Below are 22611 nucleotides of genomic sequence, written 5' to 3'. Positions count from 1 at the left end.
GGACGGTCAGATCACCACGGATGCCGACCACGTACGCATGCCCCCGCACGGCCAGGGCGGCGCGGAAACCGACGCTCCACCCATAGCACGCGTCGTAGCAAGGTCTCCGGTTCGATCAGCTCGACCACCTTGTCGCTGGTGAAGACCTCATCGACCCGCGTGTCGGACTCACCGGCGCCCGAGTCGGCAAAGATGGCGGCGAGCCTGCACAAGGCGGTGGGCGGGGCGGCGATGACGGTGGCGGAGAGGTCGCGCAGGGCAGCGACGGTGAAGTCGAGCGGTGTCGACCCTGCGATGGGCAGCTGGACGGTGGGGACCGGCCGCGCGATTCCGAGGGGGCGTGGGTGAAGACGAAGCCGGAGCAGACCTCGTCGGCATGAACGAGTTTTGCCCCGCAGACCTGCGCGCAGGTCTGCGGCGGGCAGGACAGTGCCCGAACCACCGGCGCATCGCCGGCCATTCACCGCCCGTATAGACCGCCACTTCTGGCGAGCCGGTGGTGCCGCCACTCGGGAAGACGACGCCCTGGTGTGCGGCCGTCGGGTAAATCCGCGTAGAGCTCGCGGAGAACGTTAGGTGCTGCCTGACGAAGGCCTCGGTGCCCAGTCAGCGCCATCAGCACGGTCTCGGAACGGCCCCGCCAAGACCGTCCCGAGGCCGCAAGGCACTTTCCATTGGGAAGTACCAGCGGATCTTTCGAAGATCCCTACAGTTCAACAGGGACTTCGGGAATCGCTGGTGGTGCCGGCACGGTCGGCGGAGTCACAGCCGGGGGGGCCACAGGTGGCGAAGGCACACAGGTACTCACACCGCTAGACGTCAAAGGCGCCAAGCCTAGAATGCTGACGGTAGTGCCGCACACGTTGATCGGAATGTTCACCGGCACCTGGACCAGATTGTTCGACAGAATAGGAATATTCACGGCCGGGTTGTCGGCAGCGTTGGCTGCTGCGGCACCCAACGCACTGGTCAGGGCCAGTGAAGTAGTGACGGCCCCTAAGACGGCCGCCTTCGTCATCTTGCGCACGGTGTATGTCTCCCATGTCTGGTTGGACGCTTGCTAGCAGGCTGCGTGTCATTGCCACTCAAGACGCCGTAAGAGCACCCCGTGCCATGTCACGGCTGGTGGTCGCAGCAGCCTGCAGTGAAAGAGTCCCTCGCAATCTGATTATGACGCTGACGTCAATCCGATTGACATCAGCGGTCCGTAGCAGCCGCCATTACCTGATCACTCCATTCGCCGCCCCATTACCTGCATGGGCCGCGCGGCGCCTACCCATCCAACATGGAATCCCTGCGCAATGGACTCAAAGTACCGGCTGACCTGCAGTTTCACAAGTTCACACACTTCACTCACTTACTCGCTCATCCAGATGGTTCGGCGCGTCCGGGACGGAAATTAAGGCGTGAACGTCTGACACGCGACACGGCCCGGAAAGTGTGCCGACCCTTCCTGGCACCGTGTAGTCTCCACACGGCGTCAGGAGAGGCTTACCTATTAAGGGTTCATCAAGTGGCCTCACCGGCATACGGAGATGTAAATCGACAAGACCCAGTCAGAACGGATACCTCATGGATCTAGTTGATCTTGACGGTTTGTCAAGTCGCCTCAACGTCATCAAGACTTTCTCGGACATGTCCGACCCGGAGGACATCGACGCTCTGGTGAGGCAGCTGCGTCCCCGGCTTCGGAACGTCATTGGGGCTACGATCGGCAAGGGTGGCGAAGGCAAAACAACCGTCACCACCAACCTGGCGTACGTTCTGGCCGAGGCTGAGAAGGAGAAGGGCAGACAGGGAAAGCCGACCAAGCCCATCCTCTACATCGAGCTCGACAGCAACGGCAACGGGCGACTCAATCTCGGCATCCGAGGCAGCGAGTTCGACGATGATGGACTCGGTTTCTTTGAAGCTTTGACTGAAGACAAGGGCCTCAAAGTCGTTCAGGGTGTACGCCCCTACCTCGACATGGTCGTATCCGGGTGTCACAACGCTGACATCCCGTCATCCGTAACCAAGCTTTCCGACAAGTACGGAATCACGTCTTACCTACTGCTGGCGGCCCTCCTGGCACAGATCTCGCACCGATACCGCTGGATCTTGCTCGACTTCTCTCCGGGCGACAAAATGATCCAACGGATGGGTCTGGCCGCCTGCACCCACCTCATTGCACCGATGAAGGGCTCAGACAACGCGGTGATCGAGGGCCTCGGTACCCTAGCCACTCTCGTACGTCAGATCAGGCGTCTCAACCATGAGGTGGCGATCGTCTCGCTCGTCTTCCTCGGCTACCGCAGAGTCAACGACCAGCCCACCAGTCAACTCACGAATCTTCGCGAGAAGATCGGCATTCTGTTGGACCGGGCGCACATCAGCCGAGAGGTGTTGGTGAGCGCCTTCATTCGCGACGGGGCGACCACAGCCAATCTGGCTCGCAACTATGGTATGCCTGCAGGTGAGTTTGCCCTTGCCGCAGCGGGACAGCTCCTCGAAAGCGACACTGGCAAGCCCGTAGACAGGCCGCGCGACGAGAACGGACGCTACGCCGATCCAAAGCGTGCGCTCGATCTCGCCGGCGATTACATCAGCGTGGCCACCCAAGTGATTCAACTGGTCCGGCAGCGAAACCAGGAGCTGCATGGCGATGAGGCTTCCCATTGCTGACGTCGAGTCGCTGCAGTGACTTTGGGAGTGAGTTGGTAGACGGCGGTGTGCTGCCGCTCGGCGGCCCCAGCGGCCTTCGCTGCGAGGGGCCTTGGGCGGAGCCAAGGGCCGGGCGCAGGGGCGTCAGGCAGGCACGGCCGGTGCGCCGCGTCGCCGAGGGGTCTGGTAGCCCGTCAACAGCAGCAATGCTCCGGTGCTGCCCCATGTCCAGGGCGCGTTTCGAGAGCCGGGAACAGGTTGTTCAGCAGACCCTGTGCCAGTTGGTGGTGCGGGTGCGGTCGTCGGAAAGGCCGACGCGGCACTCGGTCAGCAGCTTCAGCTCGGTGCTCGCGTCGTCGCCGAACCCGATCGGCTACTAGCCGCGCCGCATGCCCACCCGGTCGGCGATCACCGCGCGTCCCAGGCGTTGGGCTTGCCCGCGCCTCGGTAACTGCCGGAAGCCCGGTTGGCCACGATGCCAGGGATGGGGACCAGCTCCTGGCCGGGGGACCAGCAGGGCGCTCAGCTGGCCAGGGCCGTCGGCAGCCATGGCCAGCGCCCAGGGGACATCCCGTCCCCCGGCGAGGACCAGGGCGTCCCCCAGCAGCTTCAGCAACTCGGGTTCATCGTGGGCCGGCTGCCAGCCAAGCCTCCCGAGCCCCTGCCGACAGCCGCATGAAAGCCATACCCAGCTCCTCCGGGTGCCGCAAAACTACGAATGGCTGGGTCGAACCCAGAAAGAAGGCAGAGCCACATGACTGCAAGCCGCTCACAAGGAACGCGCTCGAAGGTCACACCCAAGGGCACTCCGAAGAAGAACGCTGCTGCCAAGGCATCCCCCAAGCATTTTCTGATGCCGACGGTTGACCTGGAAGGACTCGGCGGCGACGTGGATGATGAGCTTCCGCCACTGGACCTCGCTTCTTTCACTTCGAAACAACCCGCCGCCGGGGCGATGGAGTCGGTGACGGCACCCTTCCTGCCCACGCAAGACCATGCCCAGCCACCTGCCGCCTTGCGTCATGAGCCGAGCGGATCCGTGGACTCCACGGTCACAACCCCCGATCAGAGCCGAGAGAGGCGCGAAGAACCCCCCGCAGGCTCAGTCTTGCCTTCTCTGAGCAGCTCCACCTCACTCAGCGCCGAGCCAGCCGCCTTGGCAAAAGTCGATCCGCCTGCTGCACAACAGCCCTTCTCAGCACCTGCGGCACCGGCTGTCAGTACATCCAAGCCGCTGAAAGCTCTTACCTCGCAGGACACCGAGTGGCAGCCGAACACCATGCCCACAGCTGGTGACATCACCGCTACCAGCAGGCGAAGCGCCGCTCCGACCAGCGTCAGCCCTGCAGTCCGGACCAACGCCACGGGGACCCACGAGACCCGGCCCTGGAGCACCACATCTGCTGGCTCAGCGGGCCCTGCACGCTGCCCAAGGCGGGCAGCTAGCCATGCGTTCGAAAACGCCCAAACTCGGTCTCGTCGAGAGGAACGGCTCAAGGAGCTGCTGTCCAAAGCGCCCTGCTATGCCTCGCTCTTGGAGTCGTACACCCTTGCCCAGTCAGGGAAGGAGGCCTATCAGAAACGTAACATCCAGCTCTATGGACTCACTGCCCAAGAGCTCGCCGACAGAATCACTGTCGACAAGGCCGTAATGAGGGCAGTGAACCTTCCGACACCGCGGTTCACGCCCGCCCACTACATCGACGCAGTCCTCGAACGGGCGCTTGGAGCTCTCAACCCCCAGGGCACCAACGTGCATGCTCTGGAGACTGACCGGGACATCATCTGGGAACTGGCCCATGACGGCCTGTCTTATCGGGACTACATCTTCGCTGACCCCACCGTCGCATCTTTGAAGAAGCCGCGCGCACAGTGCCCTCTGCGCATCCGGGTCAACCAGCGGGTCAGCCGCATGATGGACATCCTTAAGACCATGCCCGACCTGAAGACTCAACCGTTCGAGATCATCAGCGCTTGCCTAGCCACGTACCTGCAGGCTCTCCAGTCGGAACAACCTGCCTTCGAGGAGTTCTGGAGCCGGAGTCTGGAGACTAGTTACGAGTAGGAGCCCGTCACAAGAGCTTCTACTTCTTCGATGGCTGACTCCGCAGTCGCTCCCGGGCAGCGCAGACCCTGGTTGGCCCCTGTTCGCCGGAGACGGCGTCCTGCTCCATCCACACTGAGGCCTGCCCGCGAGCCGACTGCCCACCGTCCCCCCAAGTCCTTCTCTAGGGACTGAAGGGACTGTTTTCTCTAATTATTACGGCACCAGAGCATGGATACGTACGCGCGCACGCGCATGCCCCCTGCATCAGGTTCAGTACATAATTAGGGATCTCGGTCCCTCCAGTCCCTTGCGAGGCCGCCTCTATGGCTCTGACCTGCAAAGACTCTCAGGGACTCAAGGGTCAGGGACTGACGCGAGCGTCGGTCCCTGACTCCCAGGGGCAGGCGTCTTTGAGGAGTCGGCCTTTCTGACACGCCCAGAAGCGAGCTGCAGCGACCATGTGCTTCAGTCCCTGAGTCCCTTTCCGTCCCTGTCCGGCAGGGACCCCCGCGCCCGCACCAGGCTGCATCCCCTGAGCAGGCTGAGTCCCTTGAGTCGCTCCTAAATTGGTACAAACAGTGTCCTTTGGGAAGAAACAAGCCCCGCCATAGGGATCGAAGGGACTCAAGGGACTAGCGGAGCTGATAGAAACGGATACGTGCGGGAGCTACCACAGTCCTGCGCCCACGCGGCCCTAGACTCTCTTCGAAAACACAGTCCCTTCGGTCCCTGAGATAGCATCATTCATCCTTGTGGCCTGGTGCTTTCCCCAGGGACCGAACAGATAAGAACCAGACAAGGACGACTCAGTGGCGCGCCTCGGTGACACCCGTACGCCTGCCCCCCGGGCAAGGCCTACGACACCGCACGCCGTAGCTCGCTGGTGTGCGGCCCAGGGCTGGCCCGTTCATCCCCTGGCTCCCGGCCGCAAAACGCCGGCGGCAAACTGTCCCGACTGCAAGGACCGGCGTCACGACCCGAAGACGTGTCCTTGTCTCTCCGTGGGACGGCCCTGCCACGGCTTCCACGCGGCTACCACCGACCCGCAGTACATCGACAGCTGGTGGACCGACACCCCTGCCTCAGGTGTGGGGGTTGCCTGCGGTCCGGCAGACCTTGTCGTCATTGACATCGATGCGCACCCGGCGCCAGTGCCGGACCGCAGGCGTTTGCTCCCAGGCATCCCTATCCCAGACGCGGTGAATCTCACCGGCCTTGCGTCGGGATTCGACACACTCGCCCTGCTGGCCGCCTTCCGGCAGGAGCCGGATCCCGCGAATGACGACACCACCCTGCGTGTGCGCACGCCTTCGGGTGGTCTGCACGTCTGGTATCGAAACCCTGACCCTGCTGTCCGGTTCCGTTGCTCAACTGGTTCAAGTACCAAGGTTGCTCTCGCCTGGCAGGTCGACGTCCGGGCCGATGGTGGCTACATCATTGCTCCCACCACGCGCACCAGCCACGGGACTTACCAACCCGAGGGCCCCACCCGGATACCGGCTCCCCTGCCGAAGTGGCTGCGGACGGAACTTGTCCGCACTGGCCACGTCATAGCCCCCCGGTCACCACAGCAGTCCGGTGTGGTGGCTCACGGTCGTCGTCCCCGTAAGCCTGGCGCGGCGCACCGCGCACTCTCCGTGCTTATCTCGGAAGTCACGCAGTGTGAGACGGTGCCTGAAGGTGCTGGCTTCACTGAGAAGCTGAACCGGGCCGCCTATACCGCAGGAGGACTTGTGGCTGCTGGCCACCTCGACGAGGTCCTAGCTCGCGACCTCCTGCTCGAAGCCGCCAACCGAGCTCGCCCCCGGCAGACCGTCCGCAACGAAAAGATCATGGAAGACGGCCTTTCTGCGGGGGCCGCCCGCCCGTTCCATCTCGAAGGACGTTCATGAGCAGCGCCGAGAGCACACCGCGCTTCGACGCACATGCTGCCGCTCAGCAGATGCTCGACTTCCAGGCCGCGGAACGATCCGCCGCCTTGCTGCCTGCCCAGGCTTCACCCGCTGCACTCCCCGCGAGCTGGCAGTCGGACGGTGAACTTCCGCCATCTCTCACTGACCGCGGCAACGCCCGGCTGTTCATCAAGCTGTACCGTGACCAGTTCCGCCATGTCGAAGGCCTCGGCTGGTTTGCATGGGACGGCTACCGCTGGAAGCGGACCGGAGGAGAGAAGGCCGCGCTCTGGGCAGCCGGTGAGATGGCTGAGGGTATGCCCGAAAGCGACCCGCGTGGTCTGTTCAGCGATCGAGAGCTGTTGCTCCACAAGAAGCGCACTCTGTCCACCACCGGCATGAAGGCGCTCCTGGTTCAGGCCAAGGCATCCCCAGACCTCTCAGTTGACCCCGACACCCTCGACGGCGACCCATACGCCCTGTGCACTCCCGCAGGTGTCGTCAATCTGCACACTGGCCAGCTACGGAAACCCGACCCAACCCGCGACTTCCACTCCCGTGCCACCAGCGTCGCCCCTGAAAAGATGGAGACCCCCCGTTGGCACCGCTTCCTGGCCGACACGTTCGGTGAGGAAGCCGAAGGGCGGGAGATGATCGATTTCCTGCACCTCCTCCTGGGCTACTCGGTCACGGGTGATGTCGGCGCGCAGGTCCTTCCGTTCCTCCACGGGCAGGGCAAGAACGGAAAATCGGTCCTGCTCGATACGATGATTCAGATCCTGGGCGATTACGCGGATGCGGCTCCGCCCGGCTTCCTCATGGACCGCGGCGCCTTCTCCGAGCACTCCACCGAACTCACCGAACTCCACGGTCGCCGGCTGATCGTATGCAGCGAGCTCAAGCCCAACGACAAGTTCGACGAAGCCCGTGTCCGACTCCTGACCGGCGGAGACAAGATCAAGGCCCGCCGGATGCGGCAGGATTACTTCTCCTTCACCCCCACTCACCACCTCTGGCTACTGGGTAACCATCGGCCAGAGGTGTCCACAGGAGGCTTCGCCTTCTGGCGCCGCATCCGACTGCTGCCTTTCGAGCGTGTCGTTCCCGACGAACGTAAAATCGACAACCTCGCCTTCGAACTCGTCCGTGACGAAGGTCCCGGCATCCTGCAGTGGCTGATCGAAGGAGCGCGCCGCTATCTCACCACCCGCGACCCCCTAGAGGGACCCGACCGCGTCCGTATCGCCACCACGGCCTACGCCAATACCGAAGACCACATCGGCCGTTTCATGGCGGAATGCTGTACTCGCGATACCGACACCCAGCCGGACCTCCGCGTCGAACAGGGTCTTCTCTATACGGCCTACAGCTCGTGGTGCAGTGCGGGCGAAGGCATCCGCCCCGCCAGCCCGCGTGCCTTCGCCACCCGAGTCCGCCAGGAAGTCGGCCTCGCCTCACCAACCGACATGATCAAGTCCAACGGCCGTAAGTATTATCCCAACATCGCGTTGGTAGTGAACGAATGACTACATACCGTTCAGTATGGCGGACACCGCACCGCTCGGCCTACACCTCCGCCGAAGGCACCTCTAGGATGAACACCAGGCCCCCGCTTACGGCGGCCCTGACATCGCCGTCAGACATCAGCCGGTGTGTGAGTACCACCGCGCGTACACACCAGGACTGGCACGGCCACACGCTAACCAAGGAGGGGCTGCAGCCATGAGCTCGCTGTTGACCGAGGGCGATCTCACCCACGAGGCACGCGTGGTCTGGCTGGAGAACCTCGATGGCTTGGACTACGTCCGCCAGGCCCTCGATAAAACCAAGCGACGCAACACCAGACCACCCTACGAGCGAGACGGCCGCATGGTCGGCTACGCCCAGCTCGACGATCAGGCTGAACCTGACCCCGACAGCGGGCTCTACAAGCGTCGTGTTTTCTTTCTGCTTCCGCACGACCGCGACAGCCTGCCCCACGGCCTGTACCGCGAAGGTGCCCCAGGAGAAGCTGTCGACCCCCGCACCATCGAGCCTAAGAAGCCGGGCGCGAAGACGCCTCGGTCCCAGAGTGGGCCCGCGGCCATAGCGTCTGTCACCCCGTGAGGTGAGCTGCGCCATCGGCTGAAGGCTCACGGTGGCGGTGTCGGCGCTAGCCGGCGTCAGTGTCGGACACCATGGCGGACCTGAGGCCCTGGCCTTGGGGCGGCAGGGCTGGGGAAGGCGCCATGCCGTTTACCCGCTCGCACTACGCGGGCTCTTTCAGCACCGCCCATGCGCGACCGCGCACGCAAACCGTTCCTCGTGCTCCTGACAGTGCTTCATTGCGCTCTACCACGCGCCGAGTTCTGTGAGGGACCATCTCTTGACGTGTTAGCCATTGGTTCGAGTTTCAAGAAAGGTAGCCTCACGCTACGGCAGCTGTCGCCCCTCTTTCTCGGACGCTTGTGATAATGTGGCGCAGCTCGGATATATTGCTCGGCTGACCTCTGGAGCAAGCGTAGGCTAGCCGAACCCCGGGGGAGTGTGGCGGAACTGGCAGACGCGCCGGATTCAAACTCCGGTGCCTTATGGCGTGAGGGTTCGAGTCCCTCCACTCCTACTCCATTGCATCTACTGATCGATTGCCCCAGCGGGCTTCTCTTTTCTTGGTGAGGCTTAGCCATCCAGAGAAGCGAGCGGTGGACTCTGGCGCGGCTGGTGGCCTGATCTTTCTTCCCCTGCGGCGTACCTCTGTGTGCGCCTGGACTGGCTACTGACCTGTGCAATTACCGGTGGTCACCCATCCTTCATTCGGGACATAGTCCAGCCGGTGGCTGGGCACGCTCCCTCAGGACAACAACACCCCGAAACCAAAGGTAAAAAAATAGCTTAAAAGATGCGGTTGGCTTAGATGGTCAGCCATGTGGTCGGCTTGTCCGATTGTGATGGAAGGGGGCCGGTGTGTCGTTGAGCGCGAACACAAGAATCGCCGCTACTCAAGACATGTTGTACCCGATACGGTGAACTTGTCGCGTAATCCAGTGGGTCTCGGCCCTTAGGTGTGCGCCTGGACGGTAGGTTGATGTCTGCCCAATTTTCCATCGGAGTTGAGGGGGAGACACCTTGGAGAGCAGATCACACCGGGGTCCTGACCGCCGACCAGGCCTCACGGCAGGGGAAATCGCCCAGCTGTCAGGTACGGTCACACGCCCCACGGTGGCTTCGGTCGCAGCAACCGCTGGAGTCCCGGGGCATGCAGTCCGCAGGGGGATCTCCCAGGAGAACGGACGACGGATGGCCGCTGCCATGTCCGTTGGACTGTTGACCGAACGGTCCGCGCGATTCATCGCCGAAGATCCCCAGGCGGTCATCAGGGCAGCGCAGGAACTTCAGAGCCTGGTGTGGGAAATCATGCGCGCCAGACTCGAGGATGGGAACCACGATGCAACGGCTATTGCTTAGCTGAGAAGAGCACCGACCCGTCGCACCTCCGCCAAGAAGCATGTCGGGTCGGTGCCAACCAGATAGTTCGTCAATCGGGCCATGTTCGCTCATCGGCCGCAAACGTGACGAACGCACTGCTAGGAGAAAGAGAATACCCATGTCTGCGGTAACTCGGTGGAGCCGACACCCAAGTCTCCATAGGGTCGTCTCCACCTCCTCTCCGCCCAACGACGGAGCTCCACCTGCTCTGACGGCCATCCCCGGCTCAATCGGGTGGTGGTACGCAGTCCCCACACAACGTCAGAAGGGCGGCATCTGGAATGGACGTGAAGATCACGCAGGGCAAGTCCTGTCCTGGTGCCCAGAGGTCCTTGCCAGGCTTACAGCACTCAATGCCGATGGCACTTGCTGCGGGCAGCACTATGTAGTTCGCGTGAACCAGCAGTTGGCTCTCCTCTCTGACAGGGATCTTCCAGAGGGCAAGGGCTGGGAACAGTTCACGACGATCGATCTCTGGGAATCCCTCGCGTTCAAGGACCTCCTGACCGAGATCGTGCAGGCCCAGGCGCAGCAGCTCCCCCGGATCGTGTTCTGGGAGGGAGATCAGTGACGACAACCCAAGTCCGCCTCGGCGGCAGTGTGTCGGTAGCGCCCCGGCATGTGCGGGGCATCGAGGGAGGACCTCTCTCGACCGGGACCGTGGGATACCTTCACCAGCACCCCGGTGAACCTGGCCTCCGGAACGGTGACCCCACACCGCAGCAGCCACTGCAGGACACGGCAGTCCCTCCGGGCCGGCCAGTCATCGGGTCCGCCGGCTGGTACTACGAGGCCAATGACGATCACGGCACAGTCTGGAAGGTCAACCGCGGTAAAGAAGGCGGCTGGGACGTCGTTCTGGACTGGGCGCCGTATGTCTCCGAGCGCCTGGTCCTGATCGGCGAGGACGGAAAGTCCGCCGGCCGTTACTACACCATCACCATCGGTGCGGACACCCTCACCAAGAGCCTGTCGGACCTGCGCACGGCCGATGGCTGGAACGACTTCAGCGATGACAGCGGTGCTGCTTCGCGCGCTATTCGCGAAGTCCTCATCAACATCATCACCGACCAGGGCAAGCGCCTTCCCCGTACGCCCGTGGTGGCTCACACCGGCTGGCACCGTCTGCCCGACGTTGGTCTGACCTACGTGTACGCGGACGGCCGCAGCTATCCAAGCGGCCGCTCCGTTCGCCTCATCGGTGCGCCGGAGCCCGTACGGCAGGCCGCAGTCCCCCTTGAGCGCGCCGCGACGGACGCCGAGTGCCGACGGGCAGTCGCCGACATCGCCTGCCACGGCTGGGCCTCCCTGATGGCGCTGGCAGTTGGCGCGCGTTCCCTCGCGTACTCACTGCGTCCGGTGTCGGCGGCATTCGTCCTTGACGCCGCACCCAACTCGGGTAAAACCTCGGCCGCCAACACCGCTCGCAGCCTCCTGCTCACGCCACGGCCCCATGCCTGGCCACCTGTCCCCACCAAGGGCATGAGCAGTACCGCCACGGACATCGAGTGCGCGCTCGACTTCGAGGGGGACATGCCGACGCTCCTCGACGACATCCCTCTCACCAGAGCCTCGTCCGCTTCGCAGGTGCGTGAGATGGAGAAGAAGCTCGAACTTGTCATCCGCGCGGCGGGAAACGCGACAGAGATCAAGGGGCGTCGCAACCGCGACCTGACGGCCAAGCCAGCGAACCGAGTGCGGTCCATCCCTGTCATCGCCGCCCAGATGCTCCCTGCCACCATGCAGGAGTCCTTGTACCGACGTTCGGTCGTCATCTACCTTTCGCGGGACGGCGGCGAGGTCGACTGGCGCTGGTACAAGGCCGGGGGAGGACAGAGCCTCACTGTGCCCCTTCGCACCATTGGCGACAAGGTCATTGCTCATCTGCATGCTTTGCCGGACGCCGACGGCTACCTCGCGGATCTTGAGAGGAGGGCTTTCGAACAGCTCGGTGCCCACGTGGAAGCAGTGCTGCCGGAGCCGGGTGACACGATGGACGGCGTCATCACCGCCGCCGCCGGCATGCTTTCCGGCCTTGGTCTCGTCGCAGCCGTCACAGAGATGAGCATGTCCGAGCTCGTTGACGTCGTGGCAGCTCCGCTCGCCGCGTCACTCGTTCGGCAGGCGGCATGCATGGAAGCGCAGAGCACCGCCCAGGACGGGGTGGCGACCGCGGTGGGAGAAGTCCTGCGCAGAGCATTTTCCCGTGGGCGGCTGCACATTCGCGACGAAAAGGGTGTCGTGCGACCCGCCGTCGACGGTCAGGTCGAGCAGGATCAGGGCCTGGCCCGGAGGCGTGACGGCAGTGGATGGGAAGGCAAGGGGCCCGCGGCGTACTGGCTGCCTCAACGCGGTCCGGCGCTGGGCATCACCACGAAAAACCTCAACATGCTGCTCAAGGCAAGCGGAGATTCCCGAGTGAACTGCTACGTCGACCGTTCCTTGCCTGATGCTCTACTCCAGGCTGACGCGATCCTGCGTAACACCAGTCAAAAGGACCGGGTCGCCTCGCACCGTGTGCGTGTTGGTACAGAGAATCTCCGCCTCCTGCTCCTGAAGCCGGAACTGATCTGGGACTTCTGAAGAAGATCAGGGCCCGCTTCCACCCGGCCGGGCCTGTTGACGAGCGACCTGGTCGCACTGGCCGTTCTTGCGTCCTGGGCATGACGAAGGCAGCACTGATCAGTAACATGTGGGTTGCTCCGGCCGCCGTACGGGGCGCAGCAGGGCCCCTTCCCAGCTTGCGGGTATGGGGCCCTGTTCCCACTTCCGGGGGGTTACGGGCGCCGGGTGAATCGGACTACGCCGAAGGTGACGCCGATCATAATGTTCACGATCGCCCAGAATACGATGACCAGGCCAACGCCGAACGCCGTGCCCAAGTTCTGGGCTGTATTGCAGTCGTGTTGACTTAGCATACCGCAGTGGTGTGGCGTTCCTGCGCCTGTGCGGGCACCTCCGACAATCCATAACAGAAAAGTTACCTGTACAACCAGGAAGACCCAGAAGAACCACCGGCGGCGCGTCCTGGGCGCACTCTGGACATCCTGCATAGGTGGGGCGGGTGGGGTCTCGTCGGAGTCCCGCCGGTGCCGGCCCTTGGTATTCACTCATGCTCCCTTAGCTCCGCTCGCCCTTGTGAGTAAATGCGTCCAGAAGGCGCGACGATGGATCCGCCAGACGCATACGTTATCGAGGGTCTGCCGTAGCGGCTCAGGTGGTCGATTATTCTGCTGGGAAGTGTCAGGCATCGTACGCTCCATGATCCGCCTGTGCTCGAAGGTGGTGAACCCATTTAAATAAGGACGCACCTGGTCTCGGACGTACTGGCGTTTCGCCGTGTCCGAGGCAGCGGAGAGGTTCTGATATTACTACCGCCTTTTTCATCCGACTTGCTTATGACAGCTAGGCGCAGCGTGTCGGCTATCAAGCGCTCCTTCGGCGACCAGGTTTTGCGCCGGACAACCGCCCCTACACGTCGGACTCTCCGCAGCCAGCGCCACGGCGTCGTCGGACTTCTGTCGGCGGTCGTCCCTGGTGTACGGCGACTTGGAGGGCGTCACCGGGAGCGCCCGGCTGTGAGACAGACCGTTTGTCTGACGGATGTAGATGCGGGCCGGAAAGAGGCTGACGGAGCTGACGTCAGAGACATCGGGCGTTCCTTCGGCCAGGGCTGCTGAGTGAAGCCAGATCCGAACGCTGTGTCCGTGCACATGGGCCTCGGAATCCCCTGATTACGCGGGCGGATCATGGTCGTCCGGCAGGCTGGCCAGAGCGTGCGCCTCGCCGTATCGATGCACGCTCTGATGGTCGCCCGGAATCCGGTGAGACAGGTCTTGTGCGAGGCAGTGCGCAAGGTCGTCAGGTCCTGTGAGGGGTCCGACGGCTTCGGTGTAGTCCAATAAATGTCGCAGGGCATGCAGCTCGCTGGTTCTGATAGGCAGGAAAAGGATCCTGTCATCTCCAGATCGCAGTGCCTTCAGAACGCGGTCACGGTAGGCGGCTCCCTGCGCCTCCACGAAGCGGTATTCGTAGTTGACATGGGCAAGCGGACTGTGGCTCGGTCCCGGAGCATACCTCAGGAAATCGGCTGTCAGTTCGTGGAGTTGGTCGCATGCAGCTCGGTAGAAGGGACGCTCTTCGCTTCCTGCCGTGTCCGGGGCGACGCGAACAGCAGAGACGAAAGCGGCCACTCGTTCGGGAGAGGGCAACAATCCGGCACAAAGCCAGCGTGTGTACTCAGAAGAATAGCTAGTGCTCGTGGGCTCCGGGATGGTCCGATAACACCACCCTGACCTGCCGTGCCAGTGGAGGAACGACTCTGAAGAACGGTCAAGGCTTACCTGAAAGGCCCTGTTGAAGTGAATGCTGCCCTCGACATCGTCGCCGCTGATCTCGTCCTCGCGGTAAGCGGCGTAGGCATAAAGAGAGCTGACGGGGTGCCCGTCAGAGAGCAGCCGTTCTGCCACGGCGGCCATGTAGTGACCGACTCTCGATTCCAACTTGCTCTTGAGCTCTCTCCATCCCGAGTTCTTCGTGGCCTCAATCATGGAGCCCTCCTGCCATGCGTCCGGTCGATCGATGAACGGGCAGTCCGAGCGAGGCACTGCGAGCGCCTTTGGATTGTGGGTCTTGCCCCTCGCTGGTGGCGGCGGTCGCGGTGCGAGATCGGCGATGGAGCCGGCCACGGGCCGGGGAACGTGTCGACCAGGCTGGTGGCGGTGTTGTTCCGCCCAGGGCGGGGTGTGAGTTCACTGACAGCACTTTCATGCTCGGCACACGTGTGCAAGATCAGCCGTCGCGCCCATGTCAGCGCGCGTGGCGTCCGCTTCGGTCCGCAGCCCGACCAAGCTCGGGCGCAGGCCATCGAGAATTTGCTGCGGGTTGAGGCTGCTGGAACGAGGAGTTCATGGCTCTGAGGCGCCGCGCGGGGCAACCTCCATCATCACCTGGGCGCTGAAGACGCGCGAACCCCCGTTGTCACCGCCCTCGGGAGCTCCGGACGTGACGCCGGGACCACTCCACCATGTGACACCGGTGTCTCACATGGCGTTGAGAAGCGAGAACTGCTCGAGGACAGCTGGCGCCGCAGAGAAATGGCAGTGCCCCGACCGGGCGCGCGTGCCCGCACCGCAGCCTGGCAATGGAACCATTACGTCGAGCCGAAGGACATGGGATCATGTTGTAGGAAGCCACCGTCAGAGCCGAACCTTCCAGCGGGTGATACGGCAGTCCACGACTGCTGGAACCGTGCCTTGGCAAAACAAGATGGTCATACTCGACACGTCTTGGGGGGATCCCCTCAATTCCCTCATGAACGGACCAACGCGTCGCAGACCCCACGGTTACGAGCCAACCGCTTTAAACTTTCGGCCTCGCCGAAGATCGCCAATGGCATATGCTCATATATCCCTGCGGATTGCATATGTCGCGAATCGATGTCGGCGTTGGAGGTCCAACTGTGCGGATCGCGCGGATGATCCCGGAATAAATCGACAAATCCATGTCAGCGCAGACCCCCGGCGGTCAGGGAGAAGGGGCACCCGTTACGACCCAACGGTCCGGGGCACGAATTCCAACCTTGCCCCTCAATGGGTTTTTAGGGGCGAGTCAGCACGCCATCTTGCCTGCGCGGCGGCGGCGCACGATGCCAATGCCGAAGGCGCTCACTGCTGCGCTGGTGGCCGCGCCGACGGGCGGGTCGATCAGCGGCACGGCAATCACCTTGGTGTTGGCGGCTGTGGTGTTGTTCTCGGGCTTGGGGTCGGGGTCGTTACCCCAGACGGTGACGACGTTGTCCAGTCGTACGCCTCCAGACCTGGATCGGGGGGCGGCGCCCGTCACGGTGACGGTGGCACTGCCCCCAACTGCCAATTTCCCACCGGTACAGGAGAGTTGCCCTCCGAAGATCTTGCAGCCCAGGCTGGAAGCGGCCGGGTGTCGCAGGCCCTTGGGGAGGGTGTCCTTGACAGTCCAACCCGACGACTCGGCCGGGCCATTGTTGGCCACTTTGATGTCGTAGCTCATCGAGCCACGTGCGTCGACCTGAGTCGGATTTACCTTTGCCACTGCCAGGTCCGCAGGTGCCACGAAACATGCGGTCGCGTCCACAGCTCGAGTGGCGGCCACTCTCTGCGAGGACAGCACCACGAAGGTGGGTGCCGCCCTGCGCGGGTTCTTCACGGCGATGCGGTACAGAGTGCCGCCGTTGCCGAAGAACCCCAGATCATTGTTTCCGTAGGTGAAGGCGCCCTCCACCCCCTTACTGCGGGACAACGGCGCCGGGCTGCGGAGGGTCGACACGCCTCCGGTAGAAGGATTGACGCGCTGAACTTTGCCGTGAGCCGTCGCAGTCCAGAAATACCCGGCAGAATAGGTGATATCGCCCGCACCTTTACCCAGTGGGGAGCTCAGCTGGGTCCTGGAGAGGACTCTCCGTTTTCCTACGTCGATCTTATATAAGGGAGTCTTGCTTCCCGCGACGTAGAAGTGTCCCTTGGCGTCGAACGCGCCGATGTGGTAGTTCGGCCCGCTGGGCAGGCCGGCGATGGCACCGAGATCGGTGACTGAACCGGCTTTGTTGATCCGCAGCAGGTGATCGGTGTTGCGGTTGATTGCGAAGATGTACCGGGTTTTGGGATCCACGCCGCTCGCGTTATAGCCGGGGCCGGCTGGCCCGAGCTTGGAGAAGGCGATGATTCCTGGCCTTTCTGTGCCCTGGTAGAGCCTGACCGCGGCGGTGGACCCAGCGGGCTGGAAGATCTGCCCGTCACACGCGAATCCATCCGGAGCCGTCACCATGGCCTGCGGAGCGCCCACCAGCCCCAGCGCGGCCTCAACCACACCGCCGACCGAGAGTGTGAGCCCTACCAGCAGCAGTCGCTTGGTGAGTTGCCTGTTCATCTGTCTTGCCTCACCTGTCTGTTCTAAAGGGATATCTGCGTTTACGAGCACGTTGTCCCTTTAGCGTGACGAACGGGTCATCTGAACAGGTGACGCCTCATGAACTGCCGACTTTGTGGGAGAAGGTCAAGGGGGGCAAACGGCTGGTACTGGGAAGAGTTCCTGGGGGGTTCGTAGGGCCTTGGGCCTCGTCAGTTCACTGCGGAATTAATCATGATGCTGCACCAGACCCATCCGGCATCGTTGACGCCCCAGGCATCCGCGATCGTGTCGACGAGTAACAAGCCACGGCCGTGCTCGTCAAGGGAGCCCGGTGCGCGGGCCGTCAGCGCGCTCACCGGCCCACCCCACGCCTGGATCCTCACCTCACTAGCCGTGCAGGACAGACGCACGCCAATCGTGTGCCCGGAGCCGTGCCAGATCGCGTTGGTGACCAGTTCAGTCAGCAGCAACAGGGCGGGGTCGATGCAGTGCTGGGGGAGCCCCCAACCCCGTAACTTCGCGTCGCAGATACGCCGGACCTCGCCGACCTGCGCAAGGTCCCTGGGCGCGGGAGTCGCGCCCGGTTCCACCGGTGTGCGCAGAAAGCCGAAGGCCATTCCAGCGCCAAACGACTCGTCCCTCGCGGGTTGCGATACCTGTTCGGTCTCTCCGGCCGGGGGAGAAGTCGTCATCTCTGTCCTCCGGTCCGGGCGTTCGGCGTTAAGTCTGGTCTGCCGTTCGGTGCGCCGGCCGCGCGGCGGCATGACATCTCTCGTAAGGAAGCAGTAGCCGGGTAACTCGTGTCGGGGTTCGTCGGATGCCGCGCGACTGTTAGCACTCCGACGGCGCGTGAATGCGACGAACACCGCTCAGCGCACCACGATTGAGGGTGGATGCCGAACATAGAAGGCTCCAACGAGCAGGGAGAAGAGGATTACCCAACATACGCGGCCTCTATAGGAGAAACGGCGGTAATTCAGCAAACAACTTCGTCGTGTCAAGTGTCACCGCTTTAGTGCAGAAGCGGCAGAGGTCCCTGGGATGTCATCCCGTGGACCTCTGCCGTGATCAGCCCCCGGCCTCAATCACAAAGAGCTTCAGCACCGCCCGGCACACGCCGACCGACACCCGCCAGTGCGCCTGCCGGTACGCCGTTGCGCAGCCATTGCAGCGCCGTAGGGGTGAGTATCCCGTTCCCGTGTACCAAGGGAACGTTCTGCTGCAGCATAAGCGTCACCATGGCCTCAACCTTGAGGGGGAGCCCAAGATAGGCGCGTGTCAGGCGGCGGCAGGTCACGTCCTGGGCCAGGCCACCGGCGATTGCGCTCCAAGAACGGATCACCGGACGCCTGGCATCAAAAGCCCAACCCTCGACATAGAGCAGTCCGGAGGAGAAGGCCACGTCTACCTGCTGCCTTCACCGCTGCGGCAGAGGTGAAGAGACGTCCGCAGTCCAGGAATAACTCTGCAGTACACGAGTATCGAGCATCTGATAAGCGGGGGAGCTGGCCATATGCTTGCGACTTGCGGCGGAGGAACTCAAGAAACGGCCTGAATGGGAGTGGCCAGCTCATCACCCTACCGGGACGGGAACGGGAACGGGAACGGGAACAGCCACTCGATCCATCTGGTGATCCTTATCCAGTGTTGCACTGCCTTCATGTGGGGCGAAGAGTGATTCGAGTGGCCGAGCCGAGTAAGCCGACGCCCGGCACACGCGCGTGTCGTCGATACAGCCAGGTCAACTGAGTGGCTTCAGAGCGACGGCGAAGGGTAGCGGCAAAGCCGGAACTGCTGCAGCGGCCGACGGGGGAGTCGATCCTTGCCCAGGGTGAGGTTCGCTGAGATGGTGTCAGAGGCCCTGACCAGTGGAACAGTGCCCTGAGTAGAGGTCGTCCGTGGTCGTCCAGCACAGTCCCCGCGTGGCCGTACCAACTGCAGGAGACGAGCACCATGTGCCAGTACGAGTACAGCCATTCGACCTTGGCCCTATGGAGTGGTCTTCGTCATCCATGCGGTTAAGCGATGCAAGGGTCGGCGGACTTCGGTCCCTGACCTATGGGGCGCTGCTTCACGCAGGAACCGAAGGCCAGCTACCGGGCGGAGCGCTCGGTAGCTGGCCCTGCGAGACAGGAAACTCGCAGGTCACAAGGGAGGTCGATTCTCTGACAGCGACTGAAGCGACTGGAGTTTCAGTATATGAAGACATCGCTTGTGCGCGCGCGCGTTCATATATAGGGAGCTTCAGTCGCTTCAGTCGCTGCTGCGGCCCAAACGCATGCTCTGATCTGGGCATTCTCCTCGGCACCGGATGCAGTGACCGAGGGAGTGTGGGTCACTGCATCCGGTTTCAGTAGCTGAAAAAGTCGACCGTTGATCATACTATCGACGTGGCGGCTCCGTTGTACCCGGTCCGCGCCACTTTCACCCCGGTTTCGCTAATCTGCGTCCGTCGTTGAGTCGCTTCGGTCGCTGATAGAGGGATTACATGCCTGGTGAGCTGCCTTTTCCCCCGAGCGACTCGAGGCAGGAGCCCGCGCGGGCCTTAGTCGCCGCCCGCCATCCGCTGACGGTCGCTCGATGGTGTGTCCATCAGGGCTGGCCCGTCCACCCCCTTGCTCCCGGACGCAAGACACCGGCTGCCAACTGCACCGCCTGCCGAGAGCCAGGGCATACAGCAGCACGATGTGCCTGCCTTGCCGCCGGCCTTTGGTGCCACGGTTTCCACGCCGCCACCCTGGACCTCCGACGCATCGACAACTGGTGGGGCGCGCACCCGGAGTTCGGGGTCGGAGTGGCCTGCGGGCCGGCCCGCCTCGTGGTTATCGACGTGGATGCCCACCCCACGCAGGCTCCCGCCCGCGACCGGCTGCTGCCCGGCATCCAGATCGGCAGCCAGGTCAATCTCACCGGCTTGCGGAACGGTTTCCACACGCTGGCTGTGCTGGCAGCCCTGCGCAATCAGCCGACCCCGGCCGACGACGCCGGCACTCTACGCGTGCGTACCCCTTCCGGAGGTCTCCACATTTGGTACAGGGTCGCCGACACACGCCGCTGGCTGTGCTCCGCCGGTTCCAGCGGGGGGCGTGCCCTGGCCTGGCAAGTCGACGTCCGCGCCCACGGGGGCTACATCGTCGCCCCGGGTACGAGCACCCGCGCGGGTGTCTATACCCCGCTTGAAGGCGCCCGCGATCCCGCGCCACTGCCGGCCTGGCTTGCTCAGGAACTGGAACGTACCGGTCATGTGGGTACCCCTCGACAGATCAGCGCGTCCCGCTCCGTACCGCCGCGTGCCCAACAGGCCGTCATGACTGCCGACGGAGGACGCGACCGTCTGCGAGGCCTGCTCGGATCGGTACTGAATGATGTAGCAGCGTGTGGCAGGGTCAGCGAAGGCGCCGGCTTCTCTAGCACGCTCAACCGTGCTGCCTACACCATCGGAGGACTGGTGGCTGGCGGAAACCTGTCCTGGAGTGAAGCGGAGCAGGTCTTGCGTGACGTGGCAGCCACCGCCCGCCCCGGTCAGGAACGGCGCGCAGAAGGGATCATTCGCCACGGCCTGTCCGCCGGAGTTCAGCGTCCTCTCTACGTCGGGAGGCGCTCGTGACAGTTCCCGGCAACGAAAACGTCCTGTTCGGCTTCGATCCCCAGGCGGTCGCCGCCCAGATCCTTGCGCAGAAACCGACTTCCCTGGCCACCCTGCCGGTTGCCGATCACCAGCCCACCGCCGGCCAGGTGACCGGCAATGGCCTGCTCCCCGACACGCTCACCGATCGCGGCATGGCAAAGCTCTTCGTCAAGCTCTATGCCGGCGACTACCAACACGTACCCGGACTGGGCTGGTACCGATGGGACGGTACTCGTTGGCAAGCCGACGAGGACGACACCGTCCTGTGGGCTGCCGGAGACCTCGCCGAGAACATCGCCGTCACCGATCCCCGCGGCCTCCACACCACTCAAGCGCTCCAACAGCACCGTCGCCGAGCGCTGTCCACTTCCGGCATCAATGCCATGCTCACCCAAGCAAAATCCGCCCCTGGCATGGTGCTGAACGCCGCTCTTCTGGACGCCGACCCCTATGCCCTGTGCACGCCGGTCGGCATCGTCGATCTGCGTACTGGCGCCGTGAAGAGACCTGATCCGAACAAGGATTTTCATTCCCGCTCCACGACTGTGGGTCCCCAGCAGGTGCCCACTCCGCGCTGGCAGCGCTTCCTGGCCGACACCTTCGGTGATGACGACGAAGGCCAGGAGATGATTCACTTCCTCCAGTTGCTGCTGGGCTATTCCGTCACTGGTGACGTCGGTGGCCAGGTCATGCCCTTCCTGTTCGGTGCGGGCAAAAACGGTAAGTCCGTCCTGCTCGATGTGCTCATGAAACTGCTGGGGGACTACGCCGACGCAGCACCACCCGGCTTTCTGATGGCACGTCCTTACGAAGGCCACCCCACCGACCTGGCCGAGTTGCATGGCAGGCGCGTCATCGTCTGCTCCGAGGTGAAGCCCGGCGACAGGTTCGACGAAGCCCGTGTCAAACTCCTCACCGGCGGTGACCGGATCAAGGCACGCCGCATGCGTCAGGATTTCTTCAGCTTCGAACCCACGCACAAACTATGGCTGTTGGGCAACCATCGGCCGGAAGTCGGGACCGGCGGCTTCGCCTTCTGGCGCCGGATGCGTCTGATCCCGTTCGAGCGTGTTGTCTCCGACGATCGAAAAATCGATAATCTGGCCGACATCCTTGTCACCGAGGAGGGGCCAGGCATCCTCGGCTGGCTCATTGACGGTGCTCGCCGCTACCTTGGTGGTGACAGAGACCTGACCGGTCCCGAACGAGTCCGCATCGCGACCACGGCGTACGCCGAGACCGAAGACCACGCAGGGAGGTTCTTCGACGAGTGCTGCATCCTCGGGCCCGACCATCGGGTCGAACAAGCCAGTTTGTATGCGGCCTACAGGACTTGGTGCGTTCATGAAGGAGCCACGGCCATCTCGTCCCGGGCCTTCGCTCAACGAGCCCGTGAGCTAGCCGGACTTGCCTCACCCAAGGAGATGATCCTGTCCAACTCGCGTAAGTACTACCCGGGCATCGGATTACTCGCCGATGAGGTGAAGACATGAGTTCACTGATCGACGACGACGAGATCAGCCACGAAACAGAGCTCGTCTGGCTCGAGGACGTCAACGGCCTCGACTATGTGCGCCAAAGCCTCGACAGGCTTCCCACGCGTCGGGGTAGGCCCGCCTACTACAGGGACGGCCGTATGGTCGGGTATGCCCAACTCGGTCCGAGGGCAAGACCTTCGCGCTCCTCCGGGACCTTCCGGCGCCGTGTCTTCTGGCTGCTGCCCCATGACCGGGACAGCGTCCCCGGTGGCCTCTATGCCAGCAGCGCTCCCGCAGAGGCCATCGACCCGCGCACCCTCGCTCCCAGGGACAAAGGCCGAAAGACGCAGCGCTCCGAGGGCGGCCCTCCCTCACCGGCGATGCAAGAACTCGGCATAGAGCTCTTGTGGTGACTGGCCTCACTCTCGTGTTCGTGCGGCTGTGCGCTGGCCTCCACCGTCATCCCGGTCAGGTGAGTCCGCTGCGGTCGCTTCGAGGCGTGGCCGATACGGTACTGGCGTCAGGGTGCGCTGACCACAGTGTCGGTACTCCTGAGCCATGACGGCCCCGGCA

The 22611-nt window shown here is 63.4% G+C and carries 16 protein-coding genes and 1 tRNA gene; 12 read left to right on the top strand and 5 right to left on the bottom strand.

Annotation, left to right across the window (positions count from 1 at the left end; all coding sequences use genetic code 11):
- Nucleotides 1-706: 706 nt before the first annotated feature.
- Entirely contained in the window at nucleotides 707-1018 is a 312-nt protein-coding gene (locus tag ABZ624_RS35605) for a chaplin (RefSeq protein WP_360098538.1), read from the bottom strand.
- A gap of 554 nt (nucleotides 1019-1572) precedes the next feature.
- Here ABZ624_RS35605 and ABZ624_RS35600 point away from each other — a divergent pair.
- The 9 genes from ABZ624_RS35600 to ABZ624_RS35560 all read left to right on the top strand — a co-directional run bounded on the left by ABZ624_RS35600 (nucleotide 1573) and on the right by ABZ624_RS35560 (nucleotide 12630).
- Nucleotides 1573-2664 carry a ParA family protein gene (locus ABZ624_RS35600; RefSeq protein ID WP_360098532.1) on the top strand — a complete coding sequence of 364 codons (1092 nt, stop codon included), beginning with the start codon at nucleotides 1573-1575 and terminating at the stop codon, nucleotides 2662-2664.
- A 463-nt stretch (nucleotides 2665-3127) separates the two neighbouring features.
- Nucleotides 3128-3322, top strand: coding sequence for a hypothetical protein (locus ABZ624_RS35595; RefSeq protein WP_360098530.1), 195 nt, complete (start codon nucleotides 3128-3130; stop codon nucleotides 3320-3322).
- 75 nt (nucleotides 3323-3397) lie between these two features.
- A complete protein-coding gene (locus ABZ624_RS35590) occupies nucleotides 3398-4708 on the top strand; it encodes a hypothetical protein (RefSeq protein WP_360098528.1) in 1311 nt (436 codons plus the stop codon).
- A gap of 791 nt (nucleotides 4709-5499) precedes the next feature.
- Complete coding sequence (locus ABZ624_RS35585) at nucleotides 5500-6582, top strand: bifunctional DNA primase/polymerase (protein ID WP_360098526.1); 1083 nt, start codon at nucleotides 5500-5502, stop codon at nucleotides 6580-6582.
- Complete coding sequence (locus ABZ624_RS35580; RefSeq protein ID WP_360098524.1) at nucleotides 6579-8108, top strand: phage/plasmid primase, P4 family; 1530 nt, start codon at nucleotides 6579-6581, stop codon at nucleotides 8106-8108. The genes ABZ624_RS35585 and ABZ624_RS35580 overlap by 4 nt, the downstream gene beginning before the upstream one ends.
- A gap of 196 nt (nucleotides 8109-8304) precedes the next feature.
- Nucleotides 8305-8688: a DUF6009 family protein gene (locus tag ABZ624_RS35575; protein WP_360098522.1), complete on the top strand. Its 384-nt coding sequence runs from the start codon at nucleotides 8305-8307 to the stop codon at nucleotides 8686-8688.
- 414 nt (nucleotides 8689-9102) lie between these two features.
- A tRNA-Leu gene (locus ABZ624_RS35570) sits at nucleotides 9103-9184 on the top strand.
- 1257 nt (nucleotides 9185-10441) lie between these two features.
- Complete coding sequence (locus tag ABZ624_RS35565) at nucleotides 10442-10618, top strand: hypothetical protein (protein WP_360098520.1); 177 nt, start codon at nucleotides 10442-10444, stop codon at nucleotides 10616-10618.
- An 89-nt stretch (nucleotides 10619-10707) separates the two neighbouring features.
- The gene (locus ABZ624_RS35560) at nucleotides 10708-12630 is read left to right on the top strand and encodes a hypothetical protein (RefSeq protein ID WP_360098518.1); all 1923 of its coding nucleotides are present in this window, start codon (nucleotides 10708-10710) and stop codon (nucleotides 12628-12630) included.
- Between the two features lie 1151 nt (nucleotides 12631-13781).
- On the opposite strand, the gene ABZ624_RS35555 is transcribed toward ABZ624_RS35560, so the two are convergent.
- The 4 genes from ABZ624_RS35555 to ABZ624_RS35540 form a co-directional block, all read right to left on the bottom strand.
- Nucleotides 13782-14597, bottom strand: a complete 816-nt coding sequence (locus ABZ624_RS35555; protein WP_360098517.1) for a hypothetical protein — start codon at nucleotides 14595-14597, stop codon at nucleotides 13782-13784.
- Between the two features lie 1060 nt (nucleotides 14598-15657).
- Nucleotides 15658-16950 (bottom strand): DUF11 domain-containing protein, encoded by a 1293-nt coding sequence (locus tag ABZ624_RS35550; protein WP_360098515.1) that lies wholly within the window; start codon nucleotides 16948-16950, stop codon nucleotides 15658-15660.
- Nucleotides 16951-17141: 191 nt separating this feature from the next.
- Nucleotides 17142-17624, bottom strand: coding sequence for an ATP-binding protein (locus ABZ624_RS35545; protein ID WP_360098513.1), 483 nt, complete (start codon nucleotides 17622-17624; stop codon nucleotides 17142-17144).
- A gap of 389 nt (nucleotides 17625-18013) precedes the next feature.
- Complete coding sequence (locus ABZ624_RS35540; protein WP_360098511.1) at nucleotides 18014-18334, bottom strand: hypothetical protein; 321 nt, start codon at nucleotides 18332-18334, stop codon at nucleotides 18014-18016.
- A gap of 1086 nt (nucleotides 18335-19420) precedes the next feature.
- On the opposite strand from ABZ624_RS35540, the gene ABZ624_RS35535 reads away from it, so the two are divergent.
- Genes ABZ624_RS35535 through ABZ624_RS35525 form a run of 3 tightly spaced genes read left to right on the top strand, consistent with a single transcriptional unit; the run spans nucleotide 19421 to nucleotide 22451 of the window.
- The gene (locus tag ABZ624_RS35535; protein ID WP_360098509.1) at nucleotides 19421-20539 is read left to right on the top strand and encodes a bifunctional DNA primase/polymerase; all 1119 of its coding nucleotides are present in this window, start codon (nucleotides 19421-19423) and stop codon (nucleotides 20537-20539) included.
- Nucleotides 20536-22053 carry a phage/plasmid primase, P4 family gene (locus ABZ624_RS35530; protein WP_360098507.1) on the top strand — a complete coding sequence of 506 codons (1518 nt, stop codon included), beginning with the start codon at nucleotides 20536-20538 and terminating at the stop codon, nucleotides 22051-22053. Before ABZ624_RS35535 ends, ABZ624_RS35530 begins: the two co-directional genes overlap by 4 nt.
- Complete coding sequence (locus ABZ624_RS35525; RefSeq protein ID WP_360098505.1) at nucleotides 22050-22451, top strand: DUF6009 family protein; 402 nt, start codon at nucleotides 22050-22052, stop codon at nucleotides 22449-22451. The genes ABZ624_RS35530 and ABZ624_RS35525 overlap by 4 nt, the downstream gene beginning before the upstream one ends.
- Nucleotides 22452-22611: the final 160 nt, after the last annotated feature.

Source organism: Streptomyces sp. NPDC007205 (assembly GCF_040634095.1).
Taxonomy (GTDB): domain Bacteria; phylum Actinomycetota; class Actinomycetes; order Streptomycetales; family Streptomycetaceae; genus Streptomyces.
This window is presented reverse-complemented; position numbering and strand designations above follow the sequence as displayed.